The sequence below is a fragment of the Streptomyces sp. NPDC051133 genome (genome assembly GCF_040682635.1).
Taxonomy (GTDB): domain Bacteria; phylum Actinomycetota; class Actinomycetes; order Streptomycetales; family Streptomycetaceae; genus Streptomyces.
In genome coordinates, this window is the sequence record NZ_JBFBBK010000043.1 from 24,081 (window position 1) to 49,330 (window position 25,250).

At 68.6% G+C, this 25,250-nt stretch carries 21 protein-coding genes and 5 pseudogenes; 14 read left to right on the forward strand and 12 right to left on the reverse strand.

The window, feature by feature from the left end:
• Window positions 1-546 precede the first annotated feature (546 nt).
• Entirely contained in the window at window positions 547-1,158 is a 612-nt protein-coding gene (locus AB0N17_RS33635; RefSeq protein ID WP_366015389.1) for a hypothetical protein, read from the forward strand.
• A 142-nt stretch (window positions 1,159-1,300) separates the two neighbouring features.
• A pseudogene (locus AB0N17_RS33640) lies at window positions 1,301-1,405 on the forward strand (IS5/IS1182 family transposase); the annotation flags it as partial.
• A 298-nt stretch (window positions 1,406-1,703) separates the two neighbouring features.
• On the opposite strand, the gene AB0N17_RS33645 reads toward AB0N17_RS33640, so the two are convergent.
• Window positions 1,704-2,669: a DUF1152 domain-containing protein gene (locus AB0N17_RS33645; protein WP_366015390.1), complete on the reverse strand. Its 966-nt coding sequence runs from the start codon at window positions 2,667-2,669 to the stop codon at window positions 1,704-1,706.
• A 304-nt stretch (window positions 2,670-2,973) separates the two neighbouring features.
• Between AB0N17_RS33645 and AB0N17_RS33650 the strand changes: the two are divergent.
• The 4 genes and pseudogenes from AB0N17_RS33650 to AB0N17_RS33665 all read left to right on the forward strand — a co-directional run.
• Window positions 2,974-3,123 (forward strand): annotated as a pseudogene (locus AB0N17_RS33650) (transposase); the annotation flags it as partial.
• Window positions 3,124-3,132: 9 nt separating this feature from the next.
• Window positions 3,133-3,657: a hypothetical protein gene (locus AB0N17_RS33655; RefSeq protein ID WP_366015427.1), complete on the forward strand. Its 525-nt coding sequence runs from the start codon at window positions 3,133-3,135 to the stop codon at window positions 3,655-3,657.
• A 246-nt stretch (window positions 3,658-3,903) separates the two neighbouring features.
• Window positions 3,904-4,020 (forward strand): annotated as a pseudogene (locus AB0N17_RS33660) (IS5/IS1182 family transposase); the annotation flags it as partial.
• 485 nt (window positions 4,021-4,505) lie between these two features.
• Complete coding sequence (locus tag AB0N17_RS33665; RefSeq protein ID WP_366015391.1) at window positions 4,506-5,861, forward strand: FG-GAP-like repeat-containing protein; 1,356 nt, start codon at window positions 4,506-4,508, stop codon at window positions 5,859-5,861.
• 379 nt (window positions 5,862-6,240) lie between these two features.
• Here the strand turns inward: AB0N17_RS33665 and AB0N17_RS33670 are convergent, their stop codons facing one another.
• Both AB0N17_RS33670 and AB0N17_RS33675 read right to left on the reverse strand, forming a co-directional pair.
• On the reverse strand, window positions 6,241-7,893 hold the full coding sequence (locus AB0N17_RS33670) for a hypothetical protein (protein ID WP_366015392.1): 1,653 nt from the start codon (window positions 7,891-7,893) through the stop codon (window positions 6,241-6,243).
• A gap of 443 nt (window positions 7,894-8,336) precedes the next feature.
• Entirely contained in the window at window positions 8,337-9,194 is an 858-nt protein-coding gene (locus AB0N17_RS33675) for a hypothetical protein (protein ID WP_366015393.1), read from the reverse strand.
• A gap of 271 nt (window positions 9,195-9,465) precedes the next feature.
• On the opposite strand from AB0N17_RS33675, the gene AB0N17_RS33680 reads away from it, so the two are divergent.
• Window positions 9,466-9,624: a hypothetical protein gene (locus AB0N17_RS33680; protein ID WP_366015394.1), complete on the forward strand. Its 159-nt coding sequence runs from the start codon at window positions 9,466-9,468 to the stop codon at window positions 9,622-9,624.
• Between the two features lie 351 nt (window positions 9,625-9,975).
• Here the strand turns inward: AB0N17_RS33680 and AB0N17_RS33685 are convergent, their stop codons facing one another.
• The 3 genes from AB0N17_RS33685 to AB0N17_RS33695 all read right to left on the reverse strand — a co-directional run bounded on the left by AB0N17_RS33685 (window position 9,976) and on the right by AB0N17_RS33695 (window position 13,869).
• Window positions 9,976-10,533, reverse strand: coding sequence for a hypothetical protein (locus AB0N17_RS33685; protein ID WP_366015395.1), 558 nt, complete (start codon window positions 10,531-10,533; stop codon window positions 9,976-9,978).
• A 622-nt stretch (window positions 10,534-11,155) separates the two neighbouring features.
• Window positions 11,156-12,034 (reverse strand): right-handed parallel beta-helix repeat-containing protein, encoded by an 879-nt coding sequence (locus AB0N17_RS33690; RefSeq protein ID WP_366015396.1) that lies wholly within the window; start codon window positions 12,032-12,034, stop codon window positions 11,156-11,158.
• Between the two features lie 887 nt (window positions 12,035-12,921).
• Complete coding sequence (locus tag AB0N17_RS33695) at window positions 12,922-13,869, reverse strand: hypothetical protein (protein WP_366015397.1); 948 nt, start codon at window positions 13,867-13,869, stop codon at window positions 12,922-12,924.
• 1,087 nt (window positions 13,870-14,956) lie between these two features.
• Here AB0N17_RS33695 and AB0N17_RS33700 point away from each other — a divergent pair.
• A pseudogene (locus AB0N17_RS33700) lies at window positions 14,957-15,109 on the forward strand (IS5/IS1182 family transposase); the annotation flags it as partial.
• A 199-nt stretch (window positions 15,110-15,308) separates the two neighbouring features.
• On the opposite strand, the gene AB0N17_RS33705 reads toward AB0N17_RS33700, so the two are convergent.
• Window positions 15,309-16,397, reverse strand: a complete 1,089-nt coding sequence (locus AB0N17_RS33705; protein WP_366015398.1) for a zinc-binding alcohol dehydrogenase family protein — start codon at window positions 16,395-16,397, stop codon at window positions 15,309-15,311.
• Window positions 16,398-16,498: 101 nt separating this feature from the next.
• On the opposite strand from AB0N17_RS33705, the gene AB0N17_RS33710 reads away from it, so the two are divergent.
• Window positions 16,499-17,392, forward strand: a complete 894-nt coding sequence (locus AB0N17_RS33710) for a LysR family transcriptional regulator (RefSeq protein ID WP_366015399.1) — start codon at window positions 16,499-16,501, stop codon at window positions 17,390-17,392.
• Window positions 17,393-17,630: 238 nt separating this feature from the next.
• Entirely contained in the window at window positions 17,631-18,332 is a 702-nt protein-coding gene (locus AB0N17_RS33715) for a hypothetical protein (RefSeq protein WP_366015400.1), read from the forward strand.
• A gap of 132 nt (window positions 18,333-18,464) precedes the next feature.
• Here AB0N17_RS33715 and AB0N17_RS33720 read toward each other — a convergent pair.
• Window positions 18,465-18,908, reverse strand: a pseudogene (locus AB0N17_RS33720) (M15 family metallopeptidase); the annotation flags it as partial.
• A 65-nt stretch (window positions 18,909-18,973) separates the two neighbouring features.
• On the opposite strand from AB0N17_RS33720, the gene AB0N17_RS33725 reads away from it, so the two are divergent.
• Window positions 18,974-19,258, forward strand: a complete 285-nt coding sequence (locus tag AB0N17_RS33725) for a hypothetical protein (protein WP_366015401.1) — start codon at window positions 18,974-18,976, stop codon at window positions 19,256-19,258.
• 323 nt (window positions 19,259-19,581) lie between these two features.
• Here AB0N17_RS33725 and AB0N17_RS33730 read toward each other — a convergent pair whose 3' ends face one another.
• Window positions 19,582-20,073, reverse strand: coding sequence for a MarR family transcriptional regulator (locus AB0N17_RS33730; protein WP_366015402.1), 492 nt, complete (start codon window positions 20,071-20,073; stop codon window positions 19,582-19,584).
• Window positions 20,074-20,191: 118 nt separating this feature from the next.
• On the opposite strand from AB0N17_RS33730, the gene AB0N17_RS33735 reads away from it, so the two are divergent.
• A complete protein-coding gene (locus AB0N17_RS33735) occupies window positions 20,192-21,556 on the forward strand; it encodes an aminotransferase class I/II-fold pyridoxal phosphate-dependent enzyme (protein WP_366015403.1) in 1,365 nt (454 codons plus the stop codon).
• A 403-nt stretch (window positions 21,557-21,959) separates the two neighbouring features.
• Here the strand turns inward: AB0N17_RS33735 and AB0N17_RS33740 are convergent, their stop codons facing one another.
• Window positions 21,960-22,805, reverse strand: coding sequence for a GNAT family N-acetyltransferase (locus AB0N17_RS33740; protein WP_366015425.1), 846 nt, complete (start codon window positions 22,803-22,805; stop codon window positions 21,960-21,962).
• 318 nt (window positions 22,806-23,123) lie between these two features.
• Between AB0N17_RS33740 and AB0N17_RS33745 the strand changes: the two genes are divergently transcribed.
• Together AB0N17_RS33745 and AB0N17_RS33750 are read left to right on the forward strand one after the other, a co-directional pair.
• Complete coding sequence (locus AB0N17_RS33745) at window positions 23,124-23,501, forward strand: LuxR C-terminal-related transcriptional regulator (protein ID WP_366015404.1); 378 nt, start codon at window positions 23,124-23,126, stop codon at window positions 23,499-23,501.
• A gap of 233 nt (window positions 23,502-23,734) precedes the next feature.
• Window positions 23,735-24,148: a peptidase inhibitor family I36 protein gene (locus AB0N17_RS33750; protein WP_366015405.1), complete on the forward strand. Its 414-nt coding sequence runs from the start codon at window positions 23,735-23,737 to the stop codon at window positions 24,146-24,148.
• A gap of 532 nt (window positions 24,149-24,680) precedes the next feature.
• Here the strand turns inward: AB0N17_RS33750 and AB0N17_RS33755 are convergent.
• Window positions 24,681-24,977, reverse strand: a complete 297-nt coding sequence (locus AB0N17_RS33755; RefSeq protein ID WP_366015406.1) for a hypothetical protein — start codon at window positions 24,975-24,977, stop codon at window positions 24,681-24,683.
• Window positions 24,974-25,177, reverse strand: coding sequence for a toxin-antitoxin system HicB family antitoxin (locus AB0N17_RS33760; protein ID WP_366015407.1), 204 nt, complete (start codon window positions 25,175-25,177; stop codon window positions 24,974-24,976). Before AB0N17_RS33760 ends, AB0N17_RS33755 begins: the two co-directional genes overlap by 4 nt.
• Window positions 25,178-25,250 lie beyond the last annotated feature (73 nt).

Here is a 25,250-nt window from a genome sequence, read left to right on the forward strand (position 1 = left end):
AGCAGGAGCAAGCCGGCGGCGCGGTCGCGGACCGGGCCAGACGCCGCACGACGGCCAGTACTCAAGGGACCAGCCACCTCTAACCCGCGGAGCGGGCCGGGCAGGTGTTGCGCCTGTGGACGTGCCGCAACTCCCCGGCCCGGCCGGACGGCGGCGGCGTACGGGCCGACGCGGAGATCGTGCTCAACGCAGCCGGGCGGCGCGTGCTCGCCGAGCTGCGCCAAAGCGATCCTCGCCCTGGAGCGGCCACGCTGAAGAAGCTCAATGCACAGCGACGCGCGGGCGGGCGAGGGCGGCGCATCAGAACAACCTGCGCGGGAACGGAGAGCTGCCCCGGTGCCTTCCCGGCGCCGGGGCAGTCCGGGTTCGCATCAGCGGGCGTCGGCCGGCGCGATCGCCGTGTGACCGTCCGTCCGGCGCACCGAAAGCACCATCTTCCCCTGCTTTTCGCAAAATTGACGATCAGTCGGGTCTGCGGCGATACTTCTTGAGCTTCATGATCAGGTGCGGGACTTCGTCGGCCCGCACCCAGACGGGGAGAAAGACTTGAAGAAGATTCTGGCAGCCGCAGGGTCTGCCGCGCTGTTGGCGACCACATTCCTGACGACACCCGCGCTGGCGGCCCCCGCGGCCGGCCATCCCGCCGTGGCCGCCCGGCAGGTGGCCCCGCGGGCGCAGGCTTCGCCGCGGTCCACCGACCGTGTCCTGTACGACGTCGACTTCTTCGTCGGCGAGCGGGTGGGCGCGACCGACGTGCGGAAGCTGAGGGTCAAGCCCCAGAAGGCGTGGGACGAGCTGCACCGTTGCTTCAACTGTAGCTTCCCGGTGGACGGCGCACCGAAGAAGTTCCCTACGGTGAACCAGTACATCAAGCTCAAGGCGTGCGGTATCGGCCACCTCGGGTGCAAGAACGCCCCGGTCCGCTACCACAAGAGCAACAGCTATCCCTACACCTGGTTCTTCCTCGCGCAGCAGGGGCACTTCGACGGTAAGGACTCCATGGTCCGGTTCCGCTTCTATGACGACAGGCAGGGATTCCTGCACCTGAAGGTGTACGCGACCGTCACCCACCCCACCATCCCGGACGGGATCAACAAGGAGTTCGCCACCATGAAGTGGCGGTCCTTCGCCCACATCCTGGGCATGCACCTGGAGTGAGCGGTCCGTGCCCGGAGCCGGTCCGACCTGCTCCGGGCCCAGCCCTGTGGAGCTGCCGCCGGGAGCACGAAACGGGGCCGGCTTGGCGTCGTCCCCGCGCCCGCGGGGGTAGCTCACGACCGCCACGGCGGTCAGGATCGCGAGGCGCTCGCGGATCCGCTACGAGATACGAGCCGACCTCCACCTCGGACTGCTCCAACTCGCTTGCAGCATGCTCGGCTTGAGACGACTCCGAACCTCACGCTGAAATGATCAGTAAGAGCCTGTCATTCATCGCCGAGTCGATGATCTGATCGCCTCCATGAGAAAGACATGACGCTCATGGTCGCTGCCGCAAGCGCGTCGGCTTGCGTCTGCACCAGGCTGTTGTCCTGTCCCACAGAACCTTGACCGATCTCACTGAAGTTCGATCTGCCAGGTGACCGGGGTGCCAGGCAGTGGTGGTTGACGCCAGGACCGTAACCACGCTGGACGTGGGAGCGGGCACGCGTGCGGACACCTGTCAGCACGGATGCGGACCCCGCTCGCGCGTAGCGGAGGAAGGCTCAGTGCGGGAATGCCCGAGATGGACGCTGACGGGGCAGCGTGGTCCGGAACTCCTCGATCACGGAACTCACCTGCCGCATCAGCGATGTCCCCTCCAGCAGGTCGAGGTACAGGTTGCGGCGGGCCAGTCCGGGCAGGTCCACGCAGAAATACAGCGCCATCACCGGGTTGACGAACAACTCGGTGCCCTTGGTCCTTTCTGTGAACCGGACGTCGCCGAAGTCACCGCGCACGGCGGCGGCGACCGATCCGTTCACGATGCTGGGGTGGCTCGCGGTGTGGCGCTGGGCATGCGCCACCGCGTCGAGATACAGCGCGCCTTCCCGCCCTGACCCGAGCAGCGAGAACGCGCCGAGATAGGAGCCGTCCCGGTCCAGGGCGGCCAGGTTTTCCAGCACGAGCGAGTGACTCACACCGTGATAGGCGTCCACCCCGAAGCCGAGGCAGGCAACCAGGCGGTGGGGGACCTCGTCGAGCCTGCTCACGGCGGCCAGGCTCGCCATGTCCTCCTCCGGGGTGCCGAGACCGTGCTCGTCACCGCGCATCAGGATGTCGGTCCCGCCGTCCACCAGCACGACCGCGTCGACACCGCCGAGATGCGTGATCAGCGCCCGGTATGCCGCCCGCAGCGGACCTACGCCGATGCTCGGGAACGCGTAAACGGTCGGTGGCAGATCCTGCGTCACGAGCCACTGAGCGAGCGTCCGTTCCGGGAAGTAGTCGCCGCGCACGGGGGTGTCGGGTCCGACGGCCGCGACATCCTGATCCACCCACACATCGAGGTTCAGGCCGTACAGGTCGGCGAAGGACAGGTTGGCGAGGTGCACCTCCTTGCCCGCCGACCGCAGCGCCAGTGCGAGCGGCAGTCCGGCGTACACGTCGAAGCCACCGCCCGCACCGGCTATGAGAACCCGCCGCGCGTCACGCAAGCGGGTGAAGAACGCCGGCTCCCCCAGAGAGATCACCACATGAAACTAGCAGCAGGAGTGGGGAACGCTGATTCCTGCAATGCACTGGGGAGGGCGCGACGCGCGCCCGGTCTCCACGGCCGAGGCGTACACCCAAGGCACGGTGGTGCCGTAGTCAGCAACCCACGCCATCCGCCCCCATGAGCTTCTCCAGCGTTAGGCCCGCCCTGGGCAACCGGTCACGCGGTCCGGACGGGTCCGTGCAATCGGGCCACCGGTGCCACACCGCACTGGGCGGACACCCGCCCATCAGCCGCGTCGACATCGAAAGCGGATCTCGGACTGTGAATGATCAAGGTTCATGGGGCGGGGAGATGTCACGGACGAGCAGTGGGTGGCGCTGGAGCCGCTGTTGCCGAAGGGTGCCAGGGCGAGGCGGCCACCCGTCTGGTCTCGGCGGCAGATGATCGACGGCAGACGGTTCCGGGTGCGTACCGGTGTTCCATGGCGGGATGTACCTGTGCTCGGCCTGTGGGACAGCCACCCCAGCCTCGCCGAGGACATCCGCGGCCACCGCTTCGGTCCGCCCCTGGACACCATGCGCTCCTACCTCGACGCACTGGACACCGCTGCGTTCGGGCCACCCGGGGCGGCCGCATCACCGCATCGCGTACTCGCGTCCCTGCGTTCCGACATGCTCACCCTTGCCGCCGAACGCGTTCGGGGCGCAACGGTGCTGGGCATGCCCATCGAGTACACCCGCACCGCCAGGACCGTCCTGGGAAACGATGCCCTGGTGGCTGTCACCCAGAGGTGCTTGCTCGGGCCCGACTATGCGAAAACCGCCGACCTGGCCCGCATCAGGCCGCGGCCGCCCTGCCGAACCGTCGCGAACTGCTACGAGAACTTGGATACGAGTCCCCGGATGCGCTCGACGACCGGCTGGTCGACGCACTGGTGGCCCACGGCAGTGCCGACGACATCGCCCACCGCGTCCAAGAGCACTTTGACGCCGGAGCCGACCACGTCAGCCTCCACCTCCTGACTCCGACACCGGGCATCGCCCCCATCCACCAAAGGGAACACATGGCCACCCACTTGCTGCACTGACCGGATCCGTCCACGTGGGAGCTGCAGCATGCCGTAAGCGGTGTCCGACCGGTCGAGGAGCCGCTTGATGCCCCGTGCCGCGCAGGCACAGCCCCGGCTGCCGCTGTTCCTGCCATCGTGCCCGTGCTGGAAGGCCCATGCCTACGACGGCAAGCCCAGTCGCCAGGTGTTGGCTGCGCAGGGCCTTACCGGCGAGATCGCCCGTAGAGGCGTGCCCGCACCGATCCAAGTCGACAAGCGCTGCGTGGTCGAAGGCACCCAGTCCTGGATGAACGGCTACGGAAAGATCCGGCGGTGCTTTGGGCGAGACGGCCTAACACCTGGATCACCGACCAGGTCGACTTCAGCACACCCACCGTCACCTGCCTCTCCGCCGAATCAGCCGTCGCCGTCCCCGACCCCACCAGCAACGTCGACCCCACACCTACAGCAAGTCGGGAGCGCCGCCGGCCAGGCGTGGTCGAATACGGCCCTCACAGCCCGGCGAGCCATGAGCACGGGTGATGTCGGTGGAATCCGTCAGGTCGGGCGCGGCGCGGCGAAGCTGCAGAACCGCTACGCCGAAACCGGGCCGTGGGCACAACCATCGGTGCCGGTGGGGAGTCTGTTCTTCGCTACGCATCGCGTGATCAAGCGGGTAGTCCGATGGTCATAGGGTTGCGGGACGTCATTTCGGTTCGCGGACGCCGTCGGCATCTGCGATGAAGCAGGGGGGTTTTCGTGCGTCACTCCGTTCGCCTTGCTGTGGCAGCGGCCTTGGCGGCTTGTCTGACCGGCAGCCTGATGGCCGTCTCCACCGGCCAGGCCGTCGCCGCCGGGTCCAAGTTGGCCGACGACTTCAACGGTGACGGTTACCGCGACCTGGCCATCGGCATGCCCGGAAAGACGATCAGCGGGAAGGTGGGCGCCGGGGCGGTTCTCCTCACGTTCGGCTCCGCCCACGGCCTGACCGGCAAGCACGTCTACATCACACAGAACTCCACCAACGTCCCCGGCACGCCCGGGTACCAGGACTTCTTCGGCAGCAGCCTCGCCAGCGGCGACATCAACCGCGACGGGTACGCCGACCTGCTGGTCGGCAGCGAAGGAGATGCGTCGGGGAACGGATCGGTGACCGTTCTGTGGGGCGGCGCCTCACCGTTCCGCAGTGCCCTCGCGTTGCCCTCGGGACCGTCGTACCCCTCCCGCATGTTCGGCGCCGACATCGCCGTAGGCGACTTCACCGGCGACTCCGCCCTCGACATAGCCGTCAGCGAGCAGACATCCCTGCGGCTGTATTCCGGCTCGTTCACCCGCACCAAAGCCCCAGCCGGCCATGACGTGACCGGCCCCGATTCCACCAGCAGCGGGCGCCTTGCAGCCGGTGACTTCACCGGCGACGGCAAAGACGAACTGGCGGTCGTCCAGCAGAAGACCACCATTGTCTACGGCCAGGACCCCGGCACGACCGACGCCGACTCCTTCACCGCCCAGGCCCGGCTCTCCGGCGGAGACGGCGTGGCGGCCGGAGACCTCAACGGCGACGGCCGCGCCGATCTCGCCATAGCCCTGTCCAACCCCCGCCTCAACCCCAATGGGCTGCCGGATCCCAGCCACGGCGCCGGCTACATCACGGTCCGCTACGGCGATCCCGACATCAACGGCGGCCTCGCCCCCACGGGCCACGTCTACCACCAGGACACCGCCGGCGTCCCCGGCACCAACGAAAAGGAGGACGAGTTCGGCGCGGCGATGTCCATCGCCGACATCAACGGCGACCACCGCGCCGACCTCGCCATCGGCATCCCCTACGAAACCCTCGACCGGGCCTTCAGGGGAGGCGACGTGCTCGTGCTGCGCGGAAGCTCCAGCGGGCTCACCACCACCGGCGCCGCAAGCTATTCACAGAACACCCACGGCGTCCCCGGCAGCGCCGAGAACAACGACGTCTTCGGCTCCCAGGTCCGCCTCGCCGACTTCAACCGCGACGGCAAAGCGGACCTTGCCGTCTCCGCTCCCTACGAAGACCACGGCAACGGCGCCGTCTGGCAACTGCGGGGCGCCAGCAGCGGCGTGAGCACCGGCAGCGTCACTGTCTTCGGCTCCAAGGAATACGGCGTCTCCTCCGGCTCCGGTATCGGCGAAACCCTCCTCGACTGATGCCGAAGCGCCGCCACCGGCGAAGGTGCTCTCCCACTCGATCAGGGCCTCCTCGACATCGAAGCTGCCGGACGTCAGTAACTCGAAGACCCCGTCGGGACCACCCTCCGCTACAGCAGCGGCGGCTTCGTGGTCCGGCGCCACGAAGAACTTGATGGCGATGCTCAACGGGGCATAGTGCCTGTTCAACCGGACCGGGTCCACCTGACAGCAGAGACCGCCCTACCGAATCGAGATGCCCTCCGTTCACAGGCCAATCAAGATCTACAGCTGGAGTACCAGGGTCTCCCGTGGGCTGGAGAGCGCTGTGGGGGGTCCGGCGGGCGGATCCGGCGCCCGGTGGCTCGGGTCACACGGATCCGCCTCGGCTGTGGGTCGGCTACTTCGGGGCGACGAGCATGTGCTCGGTGCCGAAGGCGGCACCGGTGTGGGTGTACATGGTGGTCTCGCCGTCGGACCAGCGGACGACCAGGTCGTCCGGCCAGCCGTTGGAGTCGTAACTGCCCGCGGTCATCACCGAGTCGTGGGACCAGATGCTGCCGGCCGAAGCCATGTGGATCTCGTTGCCGGTGCCGCCGGGGCCGGTCTCCTGGAACTGGGAGACGCGTCCGTCGGACCAGCGCACCAGGGTGTCCCAGTTGCTGCCGCCGGTGAAGTCGCCCGCGGTCACCAGGGTGGCGTCCTTCCAGGCGCTCTTGGGCTTCTCCAGCTGGTGTTCGGTGCCGAAGCCCTTGTCGCCGACGGCGGTGTAGTCGGTGACCTCGCCGTCACTCCAGCGCACCAGCAGGTCGCTGACGTACTTCGCGGTTCCGAAGCTGCCCCCGACGATCTGGTCGGCGTGGCTCCAGATCGAACCGGCGTCGGCCAATTTGGTCCCGCCGTCCACGCCCTTGGTGCCGACGTCGGAGAGGAGCCTGACCTCGCCGGACTCGAACACCACCAGCAGGTCCGAACCGTTGCCGCCGGCGAAGTCCCCACCGGTGAGGGACTTGACGTTCTCGAAGATGCTGTGGCGCGCGGCCAGCCGGCGCTCGCCGGTGAAGCCACCGTTGCCGTCGCCGGTGTACAGGGTGACCTCACCGTCGGTCCAGACCACGATCAGGTCGCCCTTGCCGTCACCGGTGTACTCGCCCGAGGCCAACAGCTTGGCGTGGGACCAGGTCTCACCACCGCCCATGGAGTACGGCAGCGGCGGCTGGTCGTAGGAGTTGCCGTGCGAGACGTGCTGGTTCTTCTTCGCCTCGTCGTACAGGCGGAAGAACCAGTCGCCGTGCATGGGACTGTACGTGAGCCAGTCCACGTTCGCGTCGTTGCCGCCGCCGTTGTATCCGCCGACGTTGCCGATGATCTCACCGGTGCCCTTGGTCCAGTCCACGTGGGAGAACCAGGGTCCGCCGGAGGTACCGCCCCACATGCCATGGCACTTGGCCTGGATCTGGTAGAAGCCGGGCAGCGCCTCCGTCTGCGTGGGGCAGCGCACGGGATGGTCCTCGGGGTCGTGACTGGAGGGGTAGCCCACCATCGTGACCTTGTTCAGGTAACCCGGTGTGCGCGCCAGCGTGTTCGCGCCCACCACGTCCTGCGCCTGCTGGCCGCTCTTGGAGGGCTCGAGCCGGCCGAAGGAGAAGTCCAGGTCAGAAATGGGCTTCTTGCTTTCGTGCACGTACCGGTTGTCGGTGAACCAAGTGGAGACCCGGTAGAATCCGAACGTCTGCTTGTCCAGCGTGTACTCGGCGGCGTACATGGGGACGAAGACGGCCTTGCCGCCGTCGCAGTGCCCGGCGGTCAGGATCAGATTGTGGCCGGGGCTCTCCACCACGCTGGCGGAGCACTTGTGCGCGTGCATCCGTTGGGTGGTCGGATCCGTGTCGTAGGTGAAGATCGTCCCGACGGACTTCAGGCCGAGGAAGTGCTCCGCCGTCGGCATGTCGGCCGCCACCGAGGGACCGGCCGGGGCCGCCCGCCGCACCAGGCCCCTGGCGCTTGGCTCCGACTGCTGCGCGGGTAGTGCCGGGTCGGTGGCCGAGGCCATGCGTTCAGGCGTCCAGAAGCGGATGGCGTCCGCGTCCGACCAGTCGCCGTCGCCGCCCTCCGTCGCCGTGGAGCCGCCCGCGCTCGCCGACGGCGAGGCCGAGGGCTCCCCCGTTCCATTCGGGGTCGAGGGGCTGGCAGAGGCCTGGGGCGTGGGCTCGACGGCCGGTCCGGCTGACGTTCCAGCGGACGGCACCACGGTCGGAGACAGATGGGGCGCTGGTGTGACCTGCTGAACCTTGGCCTGTGCCTGGGCAAGGCTTCCCCCTCCCGTCAGGAAGAGAGCAGTTCCGGCCGCAAGGACCGCAAGGCGCGATATTCGTCTGTGTGAGGTATGCAAGGAATGCCTTCTGAGTCATGGGACAACTGCCTCCGGGCCGGCATCGGCCGGAGGGAGCGAAGAAAGAGGTAGGGCAGGGACGGTCAGCGGCTGCCGGTTTGCCTTTACGCGGAGGGCTCGGCCCTGCGTGAGCGTCGGCGCCGCACCGTGAGCGCTCCGCCGAAGGCGAGGGCCAGTACCGCGGCCGCGATGCCACCGGTGACCGCCCAGGAAGGGCTGCCGTCATCGACGGGCCGGCCCGCGATCGTGACATGTTGTGTCGTGGTCTGCTGCCCATGGTGGCTGACCACGGTCACGGTGTAGCGGCCGTTGGGTACGTCACCTCGTAGTCGTGTGTGCCCCGCGTAGACCGTGCCGGAGTCATCGCATTTGCAGCCGGGGTCGTCCGGGCTGTTGGTCTTGATGGTCACTGGTCCCTGGAAGATGCGCGACGTGACGGTCAGGGAGTTCTCCCCCGGTGCGGCCCGCAGGTCAGTGAGGACTACCCGAACGTCACCGCCTGGTCGGAGGGAGGCCGGCGTGCCGCTGCCGGGGACCGCGTCCCGGGGACCGATGACGAACCGGTCGATCTGCGCCGAGTTCTCGGCCGCGACCTTGAGCGTGGCCTTCGCGACGATACGGCCATGGCTGGTCGCGGTGACCGGATAGGTGCCCGGGCGCAGACCCGAACGGATGCGGTGCTCTGAGCCCTCCGCGTCCACCTGCACCGACTGCGTCGACCCCTTCTTCAGAGGAGTCAGAGTGATCGGCTCCTGCAGTGCTGGGGAGGTGACCTTGACCTTGTCCCATCCCGGTGACATTCCCTCGAGGCTGAACCAGAGGTCGTCACCAGCCTCCAGGGCGAGGTTCTGAGCACCGTGGTACTCCAAGCGGACGGCCGGAGACGGGCTCGCGCCCTCGGCGGCCGACACCCCCGCCGCCCCTCCCAGTACGGGCACCACGGCAAGACCGGCGACGCCCACGGCCCGAACTGCATTGCGGAACAACGATTCCCCCCTGGTCGGAGATGGCTGGGCCGCTTCGACCGCATCCGTCTGTCGACCAGGAAGAGGGCGGAAGGGGGCAGTTGGTTGCCGACAGATGCAGTTGTAGGCATCGGTGAGGCCGATGACGTCTGCGACCAGGCTGAGGAGTTGGTGTTTGAAGCCGCCCGTTGAGGCAGAAGGGGCAGTTGCTGGTGGGGCAGTCGGACTGGTGCCTTGACCTGACGCTGTCTCAAGTCTTCAGGTGACAGTGACCGTCTCATCCGGTGGCCACGGCTCGCAGAACGGGGAACCATTACCAGGTATCAGCGCGTGGTCGCTGCGGCGGGCCCACAGGCACAGTCTGCACGACGCCGAGTACGGCCACCTGGTCTCCGTCACCGCGGAAGCCAAGCTCGGCCTGAAGTAGCAGCCGCAGCGCATGCCGCTGTCACTGCTGCCGTGCCCGCAGCGATGACAGCAGGCCGCGCTGTCAGAAGTCGAGTGACTGGCGCAGGAGCGGTTCCCACACGGAGCACAGTCCGGCCTCGCCTGCGTTCCGCGTTCCACCGGCTGCCGTTGCTGCCTCAGCAGGTATCGGACAGCAACGCCGGACGCCCGCGATCGCAGGTCACCAGACCGCCGCAAGACCACACCAGCTGAAATGGCTTCTGAGGACCGTTTGGACAATAGGCCCCGTGCATCAAGCAACTCAACGCCCGATGCAGCATCTCCCACGGTTAAGGCCCGGGCCCTATCCGTTCACGTTCCGGTCGATGCACTACTGGCGCCAGGCGGCGGCGCCCTGGTCGAAGTCCTCCTTGTAGGCGTGGCGGCGCGTGAGATCGGATTCGGTCAGCTCCGGGTGCACCGGCGGTTGCTCCGGGGCGGTCCAGAGCTGGATCAGGTGGCGCTCGCCGCGTCCGCCGGTGCCGGACAACTCAGGGGCCGGGGTGTGGCAGTACAAGCGCATGCGGATCCATGCTGACACCTGGCAGGTGGGCAGTTGGAGCGGGCCGTCTTCGGGCTCGGCTTCGTCGAAGTCACCGCTGCCGAGGATGTAGATGACGGGGGTGTCCTGGGTGGCGTGCAGGCTCATCTCTTCTGCGGGCCCCCACGCTGGGTCGGTCTCGGGTGGGGGCGGCTCGTCACGGGTCTGGACGGTGATGGTGATGGTGCCGGTATCGGTGTCGGTGAGGATATGAGCCGTGTCGGTGCCGATGGGTCCGCACCGCCAGCCGTATGGCCACTGAGGCGGCCATTCGTAGTCCTCACCGAGCGCGAGGAGGTAGCCGTACTCGCCGGTCTCCGGCGTCAGGGTGCTCTCAGAGATGATCAATGGCGGTTTCCTCACGCGGAGAGGGCACCCCAGCGCCGGCAATGGCCGCTACTGCGACTACGACCGGAAGTCGCGCTGCAGGGCCGAGGGGAGCGGTTCTGATGTGGTACGTGCATGCCGACCGCCGCGTCATCGGCATTCTCGGCCGAGGCCGCCGGTGTCTTCGATGTGCTGGACGAGGGCTGCCACAATCCGGGGGCGAAGACGAACATGGTACGCAGCTGGGCAATCTCTTCCGGTTCCATGGCGATGCCTCCAACAAGTCACCGGTCTTAGCATCGCGCAGCTCACTGCCCATGATGCCGAACACGACGACGACCGCGCCCTGCGTCACATCCGGCTTCGGCGAAGGCTGCGGGCGCCGTACGCCCTGTGCTTCTGACCGTGTGCCGCCGCTTCCCCAAGTCCCCATGCTTTACGACAATATCGGCCACGAACCGCAGCAGGAGGGGCGAACGTAGCCGGCGCTAACCTCGATAGAGTGCTTCACCTGGGAAGTGCCTCCGGCGGTGGCAGGAACAAGGACCTCGACAATCCTCATTCTTGCTGGTGAGAGGCCCTCTCGGGATGGAGGGGGTCCCGGCTGCGGTGTGTGGTGGCGTGCGGCGGCGGATCGAGGTCGTCAGCCTGTGCAGCCGGGGACGCTGCCGGGCGGCTCGCAGTTGTCCGGAGTGTTGCCGCTGACCCGCGACCGGGTCAGTACCACTGAGCCATCCCCGACCTTGAAGATGCCACCGCCGGCACCGGCACGGTTGCCGGTCACCGCGGAACTGGTCAGCCGTGCCGTGCCTTCGATGTTGAGGATGCCGCCGCCTTGCCCACCTGCGGTGTTGTCGCGTACCTGCGACCGGGTCAGCACGAGAACGGCCAACACGTCGGCGTTGGCACCAATGTTCGCGATGCCACCAGCACCCTCGAACGCGGTGTTACCGCTCACTGTCGAGTTGGTCAGCGATGCCGTGCCATTGCTGTAGATGCCCGCCGCAAAGCCATTGGGCGTGGTGTTGGCGCTCACGCTAGAGCTGGTCAACGTCACGGTGGATCCGAAGTTGTTGTAGATGCCGCCGCCGTTACCCATTGTGGTGTTGTCGCTCACTGTGGAGCGGGTCAGCGTCAATGTGCCGCTGTTCAGTACGCCGCCACCACCGTTGCCGGGGCCGTTGCCATGGGTGATGGTCAGATTGGTCAGCTGGGCCCGGACGCCCGAGGCCACGGTGACGGTGGTACCGGTGTGATTGCCGTCGAGGACTGCGCCGCCGAGTCCGATCAAGGTCAAATGCTTGATGACGTTGAAGTTGCCGGTGCAGGTCCCCGTCACCAGTACTGTCGATCCCGGGGCAGCGGCGTTGATCGCGGTCTGCAGATTCTGGGCCGGGCAGCGGACCAGTGCGACTGGTGCCGCGGACGCCGGTGCGGCGCCGGGCAGGCCAACGGCTAGCGACGCCACCACCGTCGCAGGCAGCCACCGACGCGCTCTCCTTGGAGCTGTGTTGCTGAACATGGTGAAGTCTCCGGTTTCGCGCGGGACGCGGCCGTCGGCCCTGCCCCTCCCAGTCGTACTCATCGCGATGGGTATCCAGGGCAGACGGCCGGAGTAGCGTGCGTGCCCGGAGAATCGCCCGATCAGCCGCTCCGTCGATGTCATTCCGCCGACCGCGTCGCCTATTGAGTCCGCCCTGTCTCGCTCCTTCCCGTGATCCGGTCGAAGAAGTCGTGCAGGGTGCCGATGCGCCGGTCGAGACGATCGGATGGCCGATGGTCTGGGTGTCGGGCACCGCGCTGGTGTCGGCGAGCGACCGGGCCTTGCTCCGGGTGCGGCTGCCGTCGCGGGACGTGGCGGCCAGGAGGGCGCTGACCGTGCTCCTCGTGAGGTCGACGCCCTCTCCGTCGGCGTGGCCGGTACCGTCCCGTCCGGTGCTCGCCCAGAGGTCGGAGGCCCGTTCGCAGTCCGCGTCGCCGGGGGCGCACAGGCTGAACGACAACATGCTCCGGTGTAAGGTGCGGCCGCCCCCCCGTCCAGCCGGTCGTCAGGTCGCGGGCGCCGTCGTCGTTCCAGCGGTCCTGCTGGACCACGGTGACCACGTGCGTCGGGTCGCCCGGCTCGACCTCCGTGCCCGGCTGGACGACGCTGTCGGGCGACCTCGCCACGACGGGGCGGTCGGCGCCGCAGGACGCGCGCGCCCACACGTCAGTGACCAGGCGACGCAGCCCATGACAGCTCCGAACACTGCAGAGCCCGCCCGGGGGGGGGGGGGAGACAGGAGCCGGTTCTCGGCTTGGCTATGTCCACGACACAGCACGACATCACACGGCATGCACGGTTCCGCATCGAGCGGTCGAGCGTCCGACTGCGTGACGACGCCGACAGACGTCTGGCAGCTGACGGGGTCAGCCGGTGCATCCCGGGACGGACCCGGGCGGATCGCAGTTGTCCGGGTTGTTGCCGGTCACCGTGGTGGAGCCGGTCAGCGTCACCGTGCCGGAGATGTTCTCGATCCCTCCGCCGTTGTTGCCCGTCGCGGTGTTGCCAGTCACGGTGGAGTTGGTCAGTCTTGCCGTGCCGCCAGGGAGGTTTGCGATGCCGCCGCCGGTGACGGCGGTGTTGTTGATCACGGTGGTGTTGATCAGTGATGCCGTGGCGGGGACGCCGGAGTTGGAGATGCCACCGCCGACAGTGCCGGTGTTGCCATCGATCGTGGAGTTGGACACCCGCAACGTGGCGACGCCGTTGAGGATGCCGCCACCCTGGCCACCCGGCGCCGACGCCGTGTTGTGCCGCACTGTGGAGTGGTCCACCGTCATCGTGCTGCCGTTGCCGTTGAAGAGCCCGCCACCGGTTGCGCCGGTGCTGTTGTTCTCCACGGTCGATTGGCTCAACGTCGTCATCCCGGCGAGGTTGTAGATGCCACCACCGTCGTTGCTTGCGGTGTTGCCGGTCACGGTGACGCGGCTCAACGTCAGCGCGGCGCCGTTGTTCAGGATTCCGCCACCGATGCTGTTTCCCGAACCGTTGGTGATGGTCAGGTTCGCCAGTTGTACGCCGACAGATCCGTTGATGGTCAGCGTGGTGCCGGTGTGGTTGCCGTCGAGCGTCGCGCCGGGGCCCTGGCCCCTCAAGGTCAAGGTCTTGCCGATACCGAAGTTGCCCATGCAGGTCCCGCTCACCATCAGGGTCGATCCAGGGGGTGCATTGTTGATCGCGGTCTGCAGGTTGTCGGTCGGGCACTGCACCCGGATCGGCGGGGCCGCCTGGGCGGGGGCAGCGCCGACCAAGCCGGCAGCTGCCGTCGTCGCTGCCAGAGCGGCCGCGGTCAGCACCCGCCGCTTCCGCGCCACTCGGACTGTACGCAGAGACATCATGCTCCTCGTGCATTCGTCGGACCCTGTTCGGGCCGCCTACCGCGCAACGTAGATAGGAACATCAGTCCGGTAGTCCGCCACGCCGATCGCATCCTCCGGACGGGCCGGGCCAACGACCGCAATGGACGAGCTTCGTTCCAAGGCTGTCGGGGCGTCATGTGTCCCCCGTCCGACTGTCCGGTGAGAGCCCTGGCCTGTGCACAGAGACCGGACACCGCGCTTGGCCGCAGGTTCGAGTCCTGCAGGGGGCGCACAGCCTCAGCCCTCCCACGGGGAGAGCTTTTTGCTGGTCAGCGCAGGTGTCGCTAGCCGCGACGAAGCCCTGGACGTCCTCTTGACGATCAAGGGCTGACGCCGGGGCCACCCGGTTGTCACCAGGTTCTCGCGGGTGGCCGTGCCGCGTGCGTGCCGAAGTGCTGTCCCTCGGCGCCGCCAGAGCACGGGCGTCCCCGCACGGGAAGGGCGGCGGCGTGAGCAGGGGGAGACTGCCGCGGCGACGTCCGGACCGGCCATCAACTCGCGCCATGGGCCCACGGCACGGGTCGCCGCGCAGGTCGTGGGGGCATCCAGCCGGAGCGCGAACGCAACACGTGTGGCCGCGCCGTACACGTTCGCGCACCACGGCAAGGAGCCAGCTGCGGTCCAGGGTGGCGAGCCACAGCGGATCAGATGTGCCGCGGTCAAGCCAGGCGGCGGCCGCTGAGGGGCGTTGGGGATCGAGGGCGTAGTGCTCGGGATGGGCGGCGGTGAACGCGGTAGCTCGGCGGTGAAGGATCGGCAGCTCCGCGCCGATCACGACGGCGACTACTTCGTCGCCGGTGCGGCCGGCCAGGACGTCGGCGACGAGACGGACGACGTCGCGGGAATCGCCTCGTCGTCTTCGGTGGCCTGGCTGGCGGCGTATGCGAGCAGGCAGCCCAGAGCGCACACCGCCGGCTGCTCTGTCCCGCCCGCGCCGACGTCTGCAAGGGCGCGCGCGTGGAGGCTGTCCGCGGGCGGCGGGCCGGCGCGGAGGGCAAGGGGCTCAGTGAGGGGTGTCGGTGGGCCAGGACGGCCCGCAGGCCGCCGGCCAAGGGGCGAGCAGACCTACGGGATCTTGATACTGCACCGACGTCTGGTCCGCGACTCCGAGCAGTGCCCCTCGTCGTACGCCTCCCGCGGCTCCTGGTCGATGTCCCACGTCATGATCCGCCGTCTCACCGGCGCGAACGCCCCCCTGACGCGGACCGCAGGCGGTGGCCGCATGAACCCTCGGCACCTGCTCGACGCACTGGACCTCCAGGAGGACGCCGCCCGGGCCCGGGCCAACGACCTCCGCACACAGATCGGCGAACTGCGGGTCCGGCTGCGGGAGGCCGCGCCGCACCTGGATCACCTCGCGATCACCTGCGGATGGTGGGGACCAGTGGGCCGTGTCAGGCAGCTGATGGGGTGAGGCTGGTGCGGTCGAACGGGCCACCGTGCGCGGCGGCGTACGCGATGGCGTCGTTGACGGCATCAAGGCCGAACGACCGGACTCGTTCGGGGGCGAGATCCAAAGTGCCCGAGGCGAGGAGCCGGATGATGCCGACATTGGCTGTGCGCGGGTACATCCACTGCCCGCGCACGGTGATCGAGTTGCGCATGATCCATGGGTACGGGAGGGCGAGGTCGTCGCCGCCGAGCATGCCGACGCCGCCCATGAGGACGACGCGGCCGTACTCGCGCACGGTCATGGCCGCCGCGCGCGAGGCCGAGCTGGGTGCGCTCGGCGGGAGCAGGTCGATCACCATGTCGATCGGGCCGTCGGCCGCCGTGGACATCGCCGCCCGGTCGGCGGCCTCGTCTCCGGTCAGCGGGATCGGGCGCAGCCGTGGACCGAACCGGTCGGCGAGGAGGTCGAGCGCGGCCTGGTTGCGGCCCGGGGCGACCACGCGGCCCGCGCCCATCGCGAGCGCTACCGCGACCGCGCTGCTGCCGAGGTTGCCGGTGGCTCCGCTGACGAGCAGCGTCTCTCCGGCTGCGAGCCCGCCCGCCAGCAGCCCGCCGTAGGAGATGGCGTGCACCGTGAGTGCGGCCCAGCGGGCCGGATCGTCCCCTGCCACGGTGGGCAGCGGGAAGACGTTCTCCGTCGGGACCCGCATGAGCTCGGCGAACGAACCGTCGTGCAGGTACTCGGCGAGCCGCGCGCCGCCCTCGCCGCGCGAGCTCCAGCCCTGGAGCGTGACGTCGGGCGTCAGGGCGTCGTCCCGCGAGCGCACCGTCGAGTCGCACCACACCAGGTCGCCGACGCGCAGCCGGGTTGCGTCCGGGCCGACGTGGATGATCCGCCCCACTCCACCGACACCGGGCACGACGGGAGGGACGAGGGGGTAGTTCCGTTTGCCGCTGAAGACTTCGGCGGCGTAGGGCGCCACGCCGGCGGCGAGTACCTCGACCACCACCTCACCGCCCCCGGCCTCGGGGTCGGGCACCTCCCGCACCGTAAGCGGGGCGCCGAACTGCGTCAGAACCGCTGCTCGCACGTGATGACCTCCGTGTTCGTCGGTGCTCGTGCGATCGACACTAGGAGCTGGGCGGGGATGCGGGAAGCGATGATCCGGCATCTGTGGTATGCGTATACCGCATGGACGTCTCCAGCGCGGGACTCCGGGTCCTGCGGCAGATCGCTGAATCCGGCAGCTTCACCGCGGCAGCCGCCCGACTCGGCTACACGCAGTCGGCCGTCTCACGCCAGGCCGCCGCACTCGAACGCAGCGCGGGCACCGCCTTGTTCGAACGCCGCCCGGACGGGGTACGGCTCACTCCGTCCGGCTTGACCTTGCTGCGGCACGCCCACACGGTCCTCGCCTCGCTCGCAGCGGCCGAGCGTGAGCTCGCCGGCACCGTCGCGCGGACCGAACTGGTGCGGCTCGGGGTAGTCCTGAGCGCGGGCTCCGCGATCCTGCCCGCCGCACTCGCACACCTCGCGGCAACCGACCCGGAGATCACGGTCACCACCCGCGAGGGCACCACGCCCACCCTGATCCGGGCGTTGCGCGCGGGCTCGCTCGACCTCGCCGTACTGACGTCCCGCCCACCCCACCGGCCTTTCGACGGCGACTCGCCGCGCCTGCACGTCGAGACCGTCGCGGACACCGAACTCGTCGTGGCGGTGCCCTCGACCGGAGACTTCGCCGGACGCACCACGGTGCACGTCGACGAGCTGGTCGACGCCCCATGGATCGCCACCCCGTCATCAAGGTCTGAACCGCTGCTCGGCGTCTGGCCCGGCCTGCCCGGACGGCCGCGCATCATCCACTCCGTGCGCGACTGGCTGACGAAGCTCCAGCTGGTCGCCAGCGGCTTCGGTGTGACGACAGTGCCCTCCCGGCTCTCACCGGTGCTGCCGCCCGGGGTGAGCCTGCTGCACGTCGACGGCGCACCCCCCGAGATCCGCCGTGTGCTCGTGGCACGCCTCTGCGGCCACCCCGCCCCGGCCGTCACCGCTGTCACCCAAGCGATCATTTCGACCACCTGAACCGCCGCCAAGGCCGCGCACAATTCGTGTGTGTCCCTTCCCCTCAACTCCCACGCACACATGTCCAGCACCGTCACCGGCCACGGCTGACCGCCACGGACCTGCCGGAGCAACCACTCCCCACGCTTGACGGGATCGACGACGCCCCGGTTCGTCTCATGCAGCTATGGTGATCGCCGCGCCTAACGGATCTTGACCACTCCGTCACCGCGCACGTCATCCAGCGCCCGGAAGATCGGTGTCGCTACACGGGGAGGGTGTATCAGTCATGCAATTTTCCTTACGCGGCTCCGTCAGGAGCAGGCCTGTCTGCGGCGTCCTGGCCTTCGCGGGGATCGCCGCCGGTGCCCTCATCGGCAGAACCGGCCTCACCACAGTGGCCGGTTGCGGAAGCGGCAGCGACGCGTATCCGTCCCAGACCGCCAAGGACTGGATCGCCTACGCCGACCACGTCGTAGTGGCCACTCCCACACAAGAACGGGACACCAACCGGCGCACTTTCACGAAGGGACCGATTCGCTACCAGGTCGATCGCGCGGTGACGTTCCGCACCGACAATGTCCTCTGGTCCAGCCGCCGCCCCACGCGAGCAATGGGCAAGGCCTTCGATATGACCGCCCCAGGCTGGCAGGTGTACACGAGCGGCAGCCGCATCAAGAGGACGCCGACCGACGCACCACGGCTGGAAACCGGTCACACCTACCTCCTCGCCCTCCGCTGGACCAACGACGGTTGGGCCGCCCTCGGAGAAGGCGCCGCCGTGCCCTTCGACGACCACATAGGTGACCAGGGCGAGTGGTGTGGACGCGTCCTGAGCAAAGAGGATGTCGCGCGGGGCGAACGCTTCTCCCGCTCGGACGACAACAGCCTGGAAAAGGCAGTTCTCGGCCGGAACGAGCAAGCCGTCATCCGCGAACTCGAGCGAGCCGGCGGGAAGTAACCGCACGCATACGGCGGGCCTGCCGCACAAGCCGGTGCGACAGGCCCGCCGGACCTCACAGGAGGCATCCGCTGGGGCGGACTCCCTCTCACTGCGACAGCCTGACGGGCTACCGCGGCTCAGTCGAGAGCGTCATTCGTGCACGCCATGCAGGCTCGGTCCGTAACAGGCGCTTGCCGCTCCAGTGGCCAGCGCCCAGTAGCGGTCGCCGAACGACCAGTTCCACCACTCCGTTGGGTAGTTCACCAGGCCCACGCCTGTCAGCACACGCCTCAGGATCTCCCTGTGGGCGCGTGCCTGCGCGCCGATCCCGGGGGCGTCGGTGTAGCAGGCGCCGGCGCTCTCCTCTGGAGTCGCATTCATCGGCGTACCCAGATCCAGCTCACGACCGTCAGCGTCCACGAGCGTCAGATCCACCGCCGCGCCCGCACTGTGCGGCGCGATCGCCGGTGGCGACACGAAACGACTCGCCGCCGACCGGATCTGCTCATCGGTCCATCCAGGCTGCTCGGCTCGCAGTCCGGCCGCGTATTTCTCAAAGTAGCGCCGCTGCAACGCCGGAGGCCGATAGCCCTCGGCCACGGCCACAACGTTGCTCAACCACCCGGCGAGCGTTCCTGGTCAAGCACTAGGTTGACGTCGTGGACGAGGAAGCGATCACCATCAGACTCACGCGCGATCAAGCGTTCGTGCTGTCGGACTGGCTTTACCAAGCGATGTTCCAGTCCGACGACCTTGAGAGGATCGTGCGTGACCGAGCCGTCTGGTCACCGATCTATGCGATCTCGGGGACCCTGGACAACACGCTGAGCGAGATCTTCATGCCCGACTACGGTCCTCGGCTCGAAGCGGCCAAGGCACGTCTCCGCGCCAGCCTGTACGACAGGGCCGGCGGCGAGCCGGCGACGCCAAGCGAGAGCGACTGAGCCCTCCGCCCACTGCTGCACCACAAGCGCACCAGATCGAGCGCGGGACAGCGGGGAAGCCACGGTGAAAGCCGCCGGACTCGGTGGGGCTGCTCCGCTGTCGTTCACGCAGGACAGCGCCTGGCGTTCGCGCAGCTTGCCCAGGCCGCCGTTGACCGTCGACTTGATCGCCGAAACGACGACCGCCAACTCGGGGTCACGCCATCGTGGCGAGAGGGGTGCGGAGCGCGGCGCTTGTCGTTGGCCGGCTCGGGCTCGCCGGCCGGGATCGCCCGAGTGTGTGACCGGGAACGGCCGTGGCCCTGGTGAACGTCGGGGTTGTCCTACCGGGTGTCGTCGCGCAGTGCCTTGTCGATCTCGCTCAGGCCGCTGATGAGGCGCGTGTAGTCGTCGGCTGCGAGTGGTTTGACGAAGTACTCCTCCACCACGCGTGCGTGGACGGCGGCGGCGTGCAGGAAGGCCGTGCGTCCCTCGGTGGTCGGTTCGACGAGGGCCACCCGGCGGTCGGCGGGGGACGGGAGGCGGCGGACCAGGCCGGCCTCTTCCATGCGGTCGATCAAGCGGGTGGTGCCACTGCTGGTGAGGGTGAGGTCGTCGGCCAGCTGTCGCTGGGAGACCTCCTCGCCGGGTCGGCGGCACAGCCGTATCAGCACCTCCAGCATGGTGTGGCTGATCCCGCACTCCTTTCGCAGCGCGCTGTCGATGTGCTGTTCCAGGCGGGTGGCGGACTTGATCAGCAGCCCGAAGTCGCGGACGAGCGGGCTGTTGGCGGCTCGGGCGGCGGCTTCGTCGTCGTGCCGGGGGGTGGTATTCATCGCCGTCGACTCTAGTGCTCCCGCACCTACTGCTGTCTCAATTGCTGAGCAGTCAATTGCTGACTAGTCAGCGAAATTCTATGGTGGGTGGCCACTCGCGAGCGAGAGGGAGACTCCCGTGGATCTGCAGCACTGGCTCGGCCGGGCCGCCCACGCGGTACAGGGCTGGGCCGACACCTTCGGCACCTATGAGCCCCACATGTCCCTGCAGGTGGACGACGACCGCTTCACGTCGGTCTTCGCGGAGTTCACCGGACGGCTGCACGACAACTACCCCTTCTTCCACCCGCACTACGCGGGCCAGATGCTCAAGCCCCCGCATCCCGCCGCGGTGGTCGGCTACCTCACCGCCATGCTGATCAACCCCAACAACCACGCCCTGGACGGCGGCCCCGCCACCGCCGCGATGGAACGCGAGGCCGTCGCCCAGCTCGCCGCCATGTTCGGCTACGACACCCACCTCGGCCACCTCACCACCAGCGGCACGATCGCCAACCTCGAAGCCCTCTTCGTCGCCCGCGAACTCCACCCCGGCCGCGGCATCGCCCACAGCGCCGACGCCCACTACACCCACGGCCGGATGTGCCAGGTCCTGGGCATGACGAGTCATCCCGTGCGCACCGACAGCCAGGGCCGCATGGACCTCGACGCGCTGGAGGAGGTGCTCGGCACCGGGCAGGTGGGCACCGTCGTCCTCACCACCGGAACCACCGGCCTGGGCGCCGTCGACCCCGTCCACGACGTGCTGCCCCTCGCCGAACGCCACGGCGTCCGCGTCCACGTCGACGCGGCCTACGGCGGCTTCTTCGCCCTCCTCGCCGGTGCCGACGGCCCCGAGGGCCTGCCTGCCGAGCCCTGGCGCGCCATCGCGCGGGCGGACTCGGTCGTGGTCGACCCGCACAAGCACGGCCTGCAGCCCTACGGCTGCGGAGCCGTCCTCTTCCGCGACCCGGAGGTGGGCCGCTTCTACCTCCACGACTCGCCGTACACCTACTTCACCTCCACCGAGCTCCACCTCGGCGAGATCAGCCTGGAGTGCTCCCGCGCCGGCGCCTCGGCGGCCGCCCTGTGGCTCACCTTCCAGCTCCTCGCGCCCACCCCCGACGGCCTCGGCCGGGTCCTGGCGGCCGGCCGGCGAGCAGCGCTGAAGTGGGCGGACCTGATCCAGGCTTCCGACGTCCTCGAGCTCTACCAGCAACCCCAGCTGGACATCGTCACCTACTTCCCCACCACCGACCCCGCCACCCTCACCGGCATCGACGCCGCATCCGCGCGCATCCTGACCCACGGCATGACCGGCCCCGATCCCGTCTTCCTCAGCACCCTCAGGGCCGACCACGAGGCGTTCACCGCCCGCCACCCCAAAATCACCGGGGACGCAGAGGGGGCCCGCGTCCTGCGCAGCGTTCTGATGAAGCCGGAATCCGAACATCACGTCGAGCACTTGCACGACAGGGTCGAGCAGCTGGCCCAGGCCTGCTGACCCCTCCAACGAACGCAGTTCGGGCGCCAGTTCGTAGGCGGCCGGATCGGCGCCTGCGGCTGGCGGCGGAGCGGGACCGCCGTTCCTCGGCAGCCGTCGTCCGTGGCAGGCGCGGTGGCGGTCTGGGCGTGGAACGCACTCACTGCCGCGGCCGGCGAGGCGCTGTGAAAGGCGGCCGGCGCCCGCGGCCCGGGACCGGCTCCCCCGCGGGCGCAGGGCGCACGCGGCGGCCGGTTCGTGGGCCATGGCGCACGTGGGTCATCCCCGCGGGCGGGGGGAAAAGGAGTCGGCGAGGGCGACGGCGGCGCGTGCCTCGTAGGGACCATCCCCGCGAGCGCGGGGAGCGTGCCGCCTTCATGGTGGCGGGGACGCTACCGCCGGGACGTTCTTCTGACCTGCGATCTTACGACCGTGCGGGTTGGTTGGCGATGAGAAGGGTGACGTCTGCAGGCCGAAATCCCAATCGTGCATAGATGCGGGCGACGGTCTCCTCCGCATAGGCGAGGAAGACGGTCCGCACCCCGTGGCCGCGCGCATGAACGGCCAGGGCCGCCGTGACGGCTGCGGCCAGGCCCTGGCGGCGAGCGGTGGGGAGGGTGCCGACACCGCCGATCTCAGTGGTGCCGCCTGCCGGGTGGTAGTGACCGGCAGCGAGGGGCGTGCCGTCCGGGGCAAGGGCAGCGACGAGTACCTTGTGCCCGGCGCGGATCGAGAGCCGGACCACCTCGACCGTGTCGTCCGCGGCCAACTCGTCAGCAGCCGCCGACAGTTCCGCAGGGCCCGCCAGACCCACAGCGGTGCTCCGCTCGGCGAAAGCCAAGCGAGGAAGAGCGAGTGCCTTGGGCAGGGCCGGGTCGTCGGCCGTCAGCACGCGGAGCGTGACGCCGTCCGGCAGGGGCTGCGGAGGAACCGGATGGTGCAGGTCGAGGACCATCAGCGGGCGTTCTTCCACCGGCAGGCCCGCGGCCTCGATACGGGCACGAAGCGCCGGCGCCGCCTCGGCGAGCCACTCGAACGCTTCCGGCACGCCGAGTTCGCGCTGCCGGGCACGCACCCGGGCGATGTCAGCTGCGGTGACGGTCCCGGAGCCCTCCGCGATGGGTTGAGCGTGGCTCGGACCGCCGTAGTAGGGGGCTCCTGGTTCCTTGCGCACGAACAGCCGCAACGGGCCGAACTCTTCGGCGTCGGCGAACAGCAGTGGCACGGCGGCGTAGTACTGCTCGATACGGGCACGCAACGAGTCGCTCATGCCGCGCATCTCACCATGGAGCATGGGCATGTCGCATCCAAAATGACCGTCCGGAACGGCTCGGGCCGGTCGCTGGCGGACCGGGGGCCGTTGGGCCGGTTTCGGGCGTCCGGTGCATATGTAGTCGAGAATCATGTCGGCGAGGGTTTGGGAAGGGCCGGCCGGCCGGGTGGTCGGCCTGCGATCGAGCCCGGCCTTGCTCCAGGCCATCAAGATCGGCTCGATCAGCACCCACCATGTGATCGTGGTGGAGCCTAAAGAATTGAACTCTCGAGCGCCATTGCCCATTCGGGCAATGCCCGAAAGGGCCCCTCACGTGTGGTCAATGCCCTTTTCAGCCACAAGAATTCGACGGCTCGCAAAAGTGCGAGCCTTCGATTACCGTCAGGTAGGTTGGCGTTCGGTCGCAGACGCAACCCGGCCACGGAGGCCTTGTCTCGGCTGCACGAACTGACCGAAAGGGAAAGGGAGGTTCTCCTACTGCCGGGAACGGGGTACGGCAACGGTGAGTTCACACGGGAACCGGGGATCGCGGAGCGCACGGTGAAGGCGCATATCGCCGACATGGTGACGAGGCTGGGGCAGAAGACGCGGACACAAGCGGCGATCGTCTCCGCCCTGACCCGCGCATCATGGTGCACCGGGCCGATGCACTCGGGGCACCTCGACCGGATACCGGGCCAGCAGCCGGCGTAGACCGATGCGTGAGGCGATAGCCCATCGCCGTGGACCGGCGCGCTTTGCCAGCAGGCCGGTTGGGGGCCCGTGTCACGGTGATCACACTGCCGAGCCTTGCCGAGAGCCCTTACTCGGATGAGTACCTTCCGTATGAGGTACGGGGGCGATCTCCAGACGTGCCTCAACAGCCCTTCGGCTGGCCGATCTTGACGGTAATCCAATACAGGCAAGCACTATCAAAAGGAGGACACATGACTGCTCGACTCAAGCCACTCGCCCTGCTCGCCACTGCGGCGGCGTCAGCCACCCTGGTGGTCGGCGCGAGCATCACCCCTGCAGCCGCGTCGGACGGGGTGACGGCGAAGTCGGCAGCGGACTTCTGCCACAAGAAGGACTTCTGTCTGTGGAGCAACCGCAACTTCAGCCGCACGCCCACGCCTTCCCAGTCCCAGGGGACTACCGCCCTCCCGGACTGGAAGTGCGGCAAGGGAAGTTACGACCCGTGGCACTCGTGGACCAGGCCCATGCGCTCGGTGTGGAATCGCACGGGGCACACCTGGCAGGCACTGGACAAGCACGGCAAGGTCAAGCTGAAGCTGGCTGCCGGCAAGCAGGACAAGGACATCAAGCCCTACAAGGAGATCAAGCGCTGGTGCTGGAAATAGGGGCCGCTGGCGCACGAGCACGCGACGCAGGCCCCCCGGCCCACCAGCTGCAGGGTTCCGGCGTTCGGGGCGTGCGTGGGCGCTGGCGGTAGCCGGGAAGCGGCATGGCTGGCGGCTACGGCTGCGGCTGCGGCTGCCGGTCTGTCTGCGCTACTGCCGGCCGCTGTCCGCCATACCTGCCGCTGGAAGCCAGCACCGCCCGGTCCTGATCGGCCCGTCGTCCAGCCGGTCAATCCACGCTCACTCTTGCCGCACCGCCGGCGTCGCCGAAGAATCCCGGCTCCGCGCCGGCATGGCAGTGGCCGGTCCGACATCGGATCGGCCACTGCCACCTCGGGCGAGGCGAGGCATGGCTGCACCAGTCGGACGCCGCCATCTTGATCATTCGGTGACGTTCGCCAACCCGCCCACCCCGACCGGCGCCCAACCGCTCCTCGGTCGCGTCGGCCTGCCCGGCGTCAAAAAAGCGGGCGGCGACGCGCGGGACAGCGCGCGAGTGCAAGCTGACTGCAGAGCCTGCGTACAGCCGGGCCTACAGGTCGAGGACGGCGCGCAGGGCCTGGTCCACGCGAGCCATCGCGGCAGGGTCGACCTCGCCCATGAGTTTCGCGCCGTCGAAACGGGTGCCCTTGAGCTGTTGGAGGTTGACGGCCACCGCAGTGCACGGGAACGGGTCACCGATGACGACGGACATGGCGGTGTCGGGGTAGCGGCCGGAAGGGTGCAGCACGATCACGAGTACCGCGCCGTAGGCCTCTTCCAGGCCGGTCAGGGAAACGATCAGGACGTTGCGGCCGTCGGGGAGTGTCCAGATCTCGCCGCGCTTCACAGGGTGTCACCCTCGTCCTCGTCTGCCAGGTCGTTGCCGAGGCCGAGCGCGGCGAGCTGGTGCGCGGCGTCGAGGGTGGCGGCCCGCCGAGCAGCGCGCACGACATACGCGTTCACGCTGAGGCCGGCCTCCGAGGCGGCTGCCTTGATCGAGGGGGCCAGCTCATCGGGGATACGCAGGGTCATGGTGGTGACAGACATGACTGCAAGGATAGCCACCGCATAACGGTGGCGTAAGACGGTTGCGCGAGTGAAGGCTCGCGGGACGGGTCGG

Excerpts from the sequence above, each read along its gene's own strand:
- AB0N17_RS33740 (WP_366015425.1), bottom strand. The coding sequence starts at position 22,805 with ATGAGCGACTCGTTGCGTGCCCGTATCGAGCAGTACTACGCCGCCGTG.
- AB0N17_RS33665 (WP_366015391.1), top strand. The coding sequence starts at position 4,506 with ATGGCCGTCTCCACCGGCCAGGCCGTCGCCGCCGGGTCCAAGTTGGCC.
- AB0N17_RS33690 (WP_366015396.1), bottom strand. The coding sequence starts at position 12,034 with ATGTTCAGCAACACAGCTCCAAGGAGAGCGCGTCGGTGGCTGCCTGCG.
- AB0N17_RS33760 (WP_366015407.1), bottom strand. The coding sequence starts at position 25,177 with ATGTCTGTCACCACCATGACCCTGCGTATCCCCGATGAGCTGGCCCCC.
- AB0N17_RS33730 (WP_366015402.1), bottom strand. The coding sequence starts at position 20,073 with ATGAATACCACCCCCCGGCACGACGACGAAGCCGCCGCCCGAGCCGCC.
- AB0N17_RS33670 (WP_366015392.1), bottom strand. The coding sequence starts at position 7,893 with ATGGCCTCGGCCACCGACCCGGCACTACCCGCGCAGCAGTCGGAGCCA.
- AB0N17_RS33750 (WP_366015405.1), top strand. The coding sequence starts at position 23,735 with ATGACTGCTCGACTCAAGCCACTCGCCCTGCTCGCCACTGCGGCGGCG.
- AB0N17_RS33710 (WP_366015399.1), top strand. The coding sequence starts at position 16,499 with ATGGACGTCTCCAGCGCGGGACTCCGGGTCCTGCGGCAGATCGCTGAA.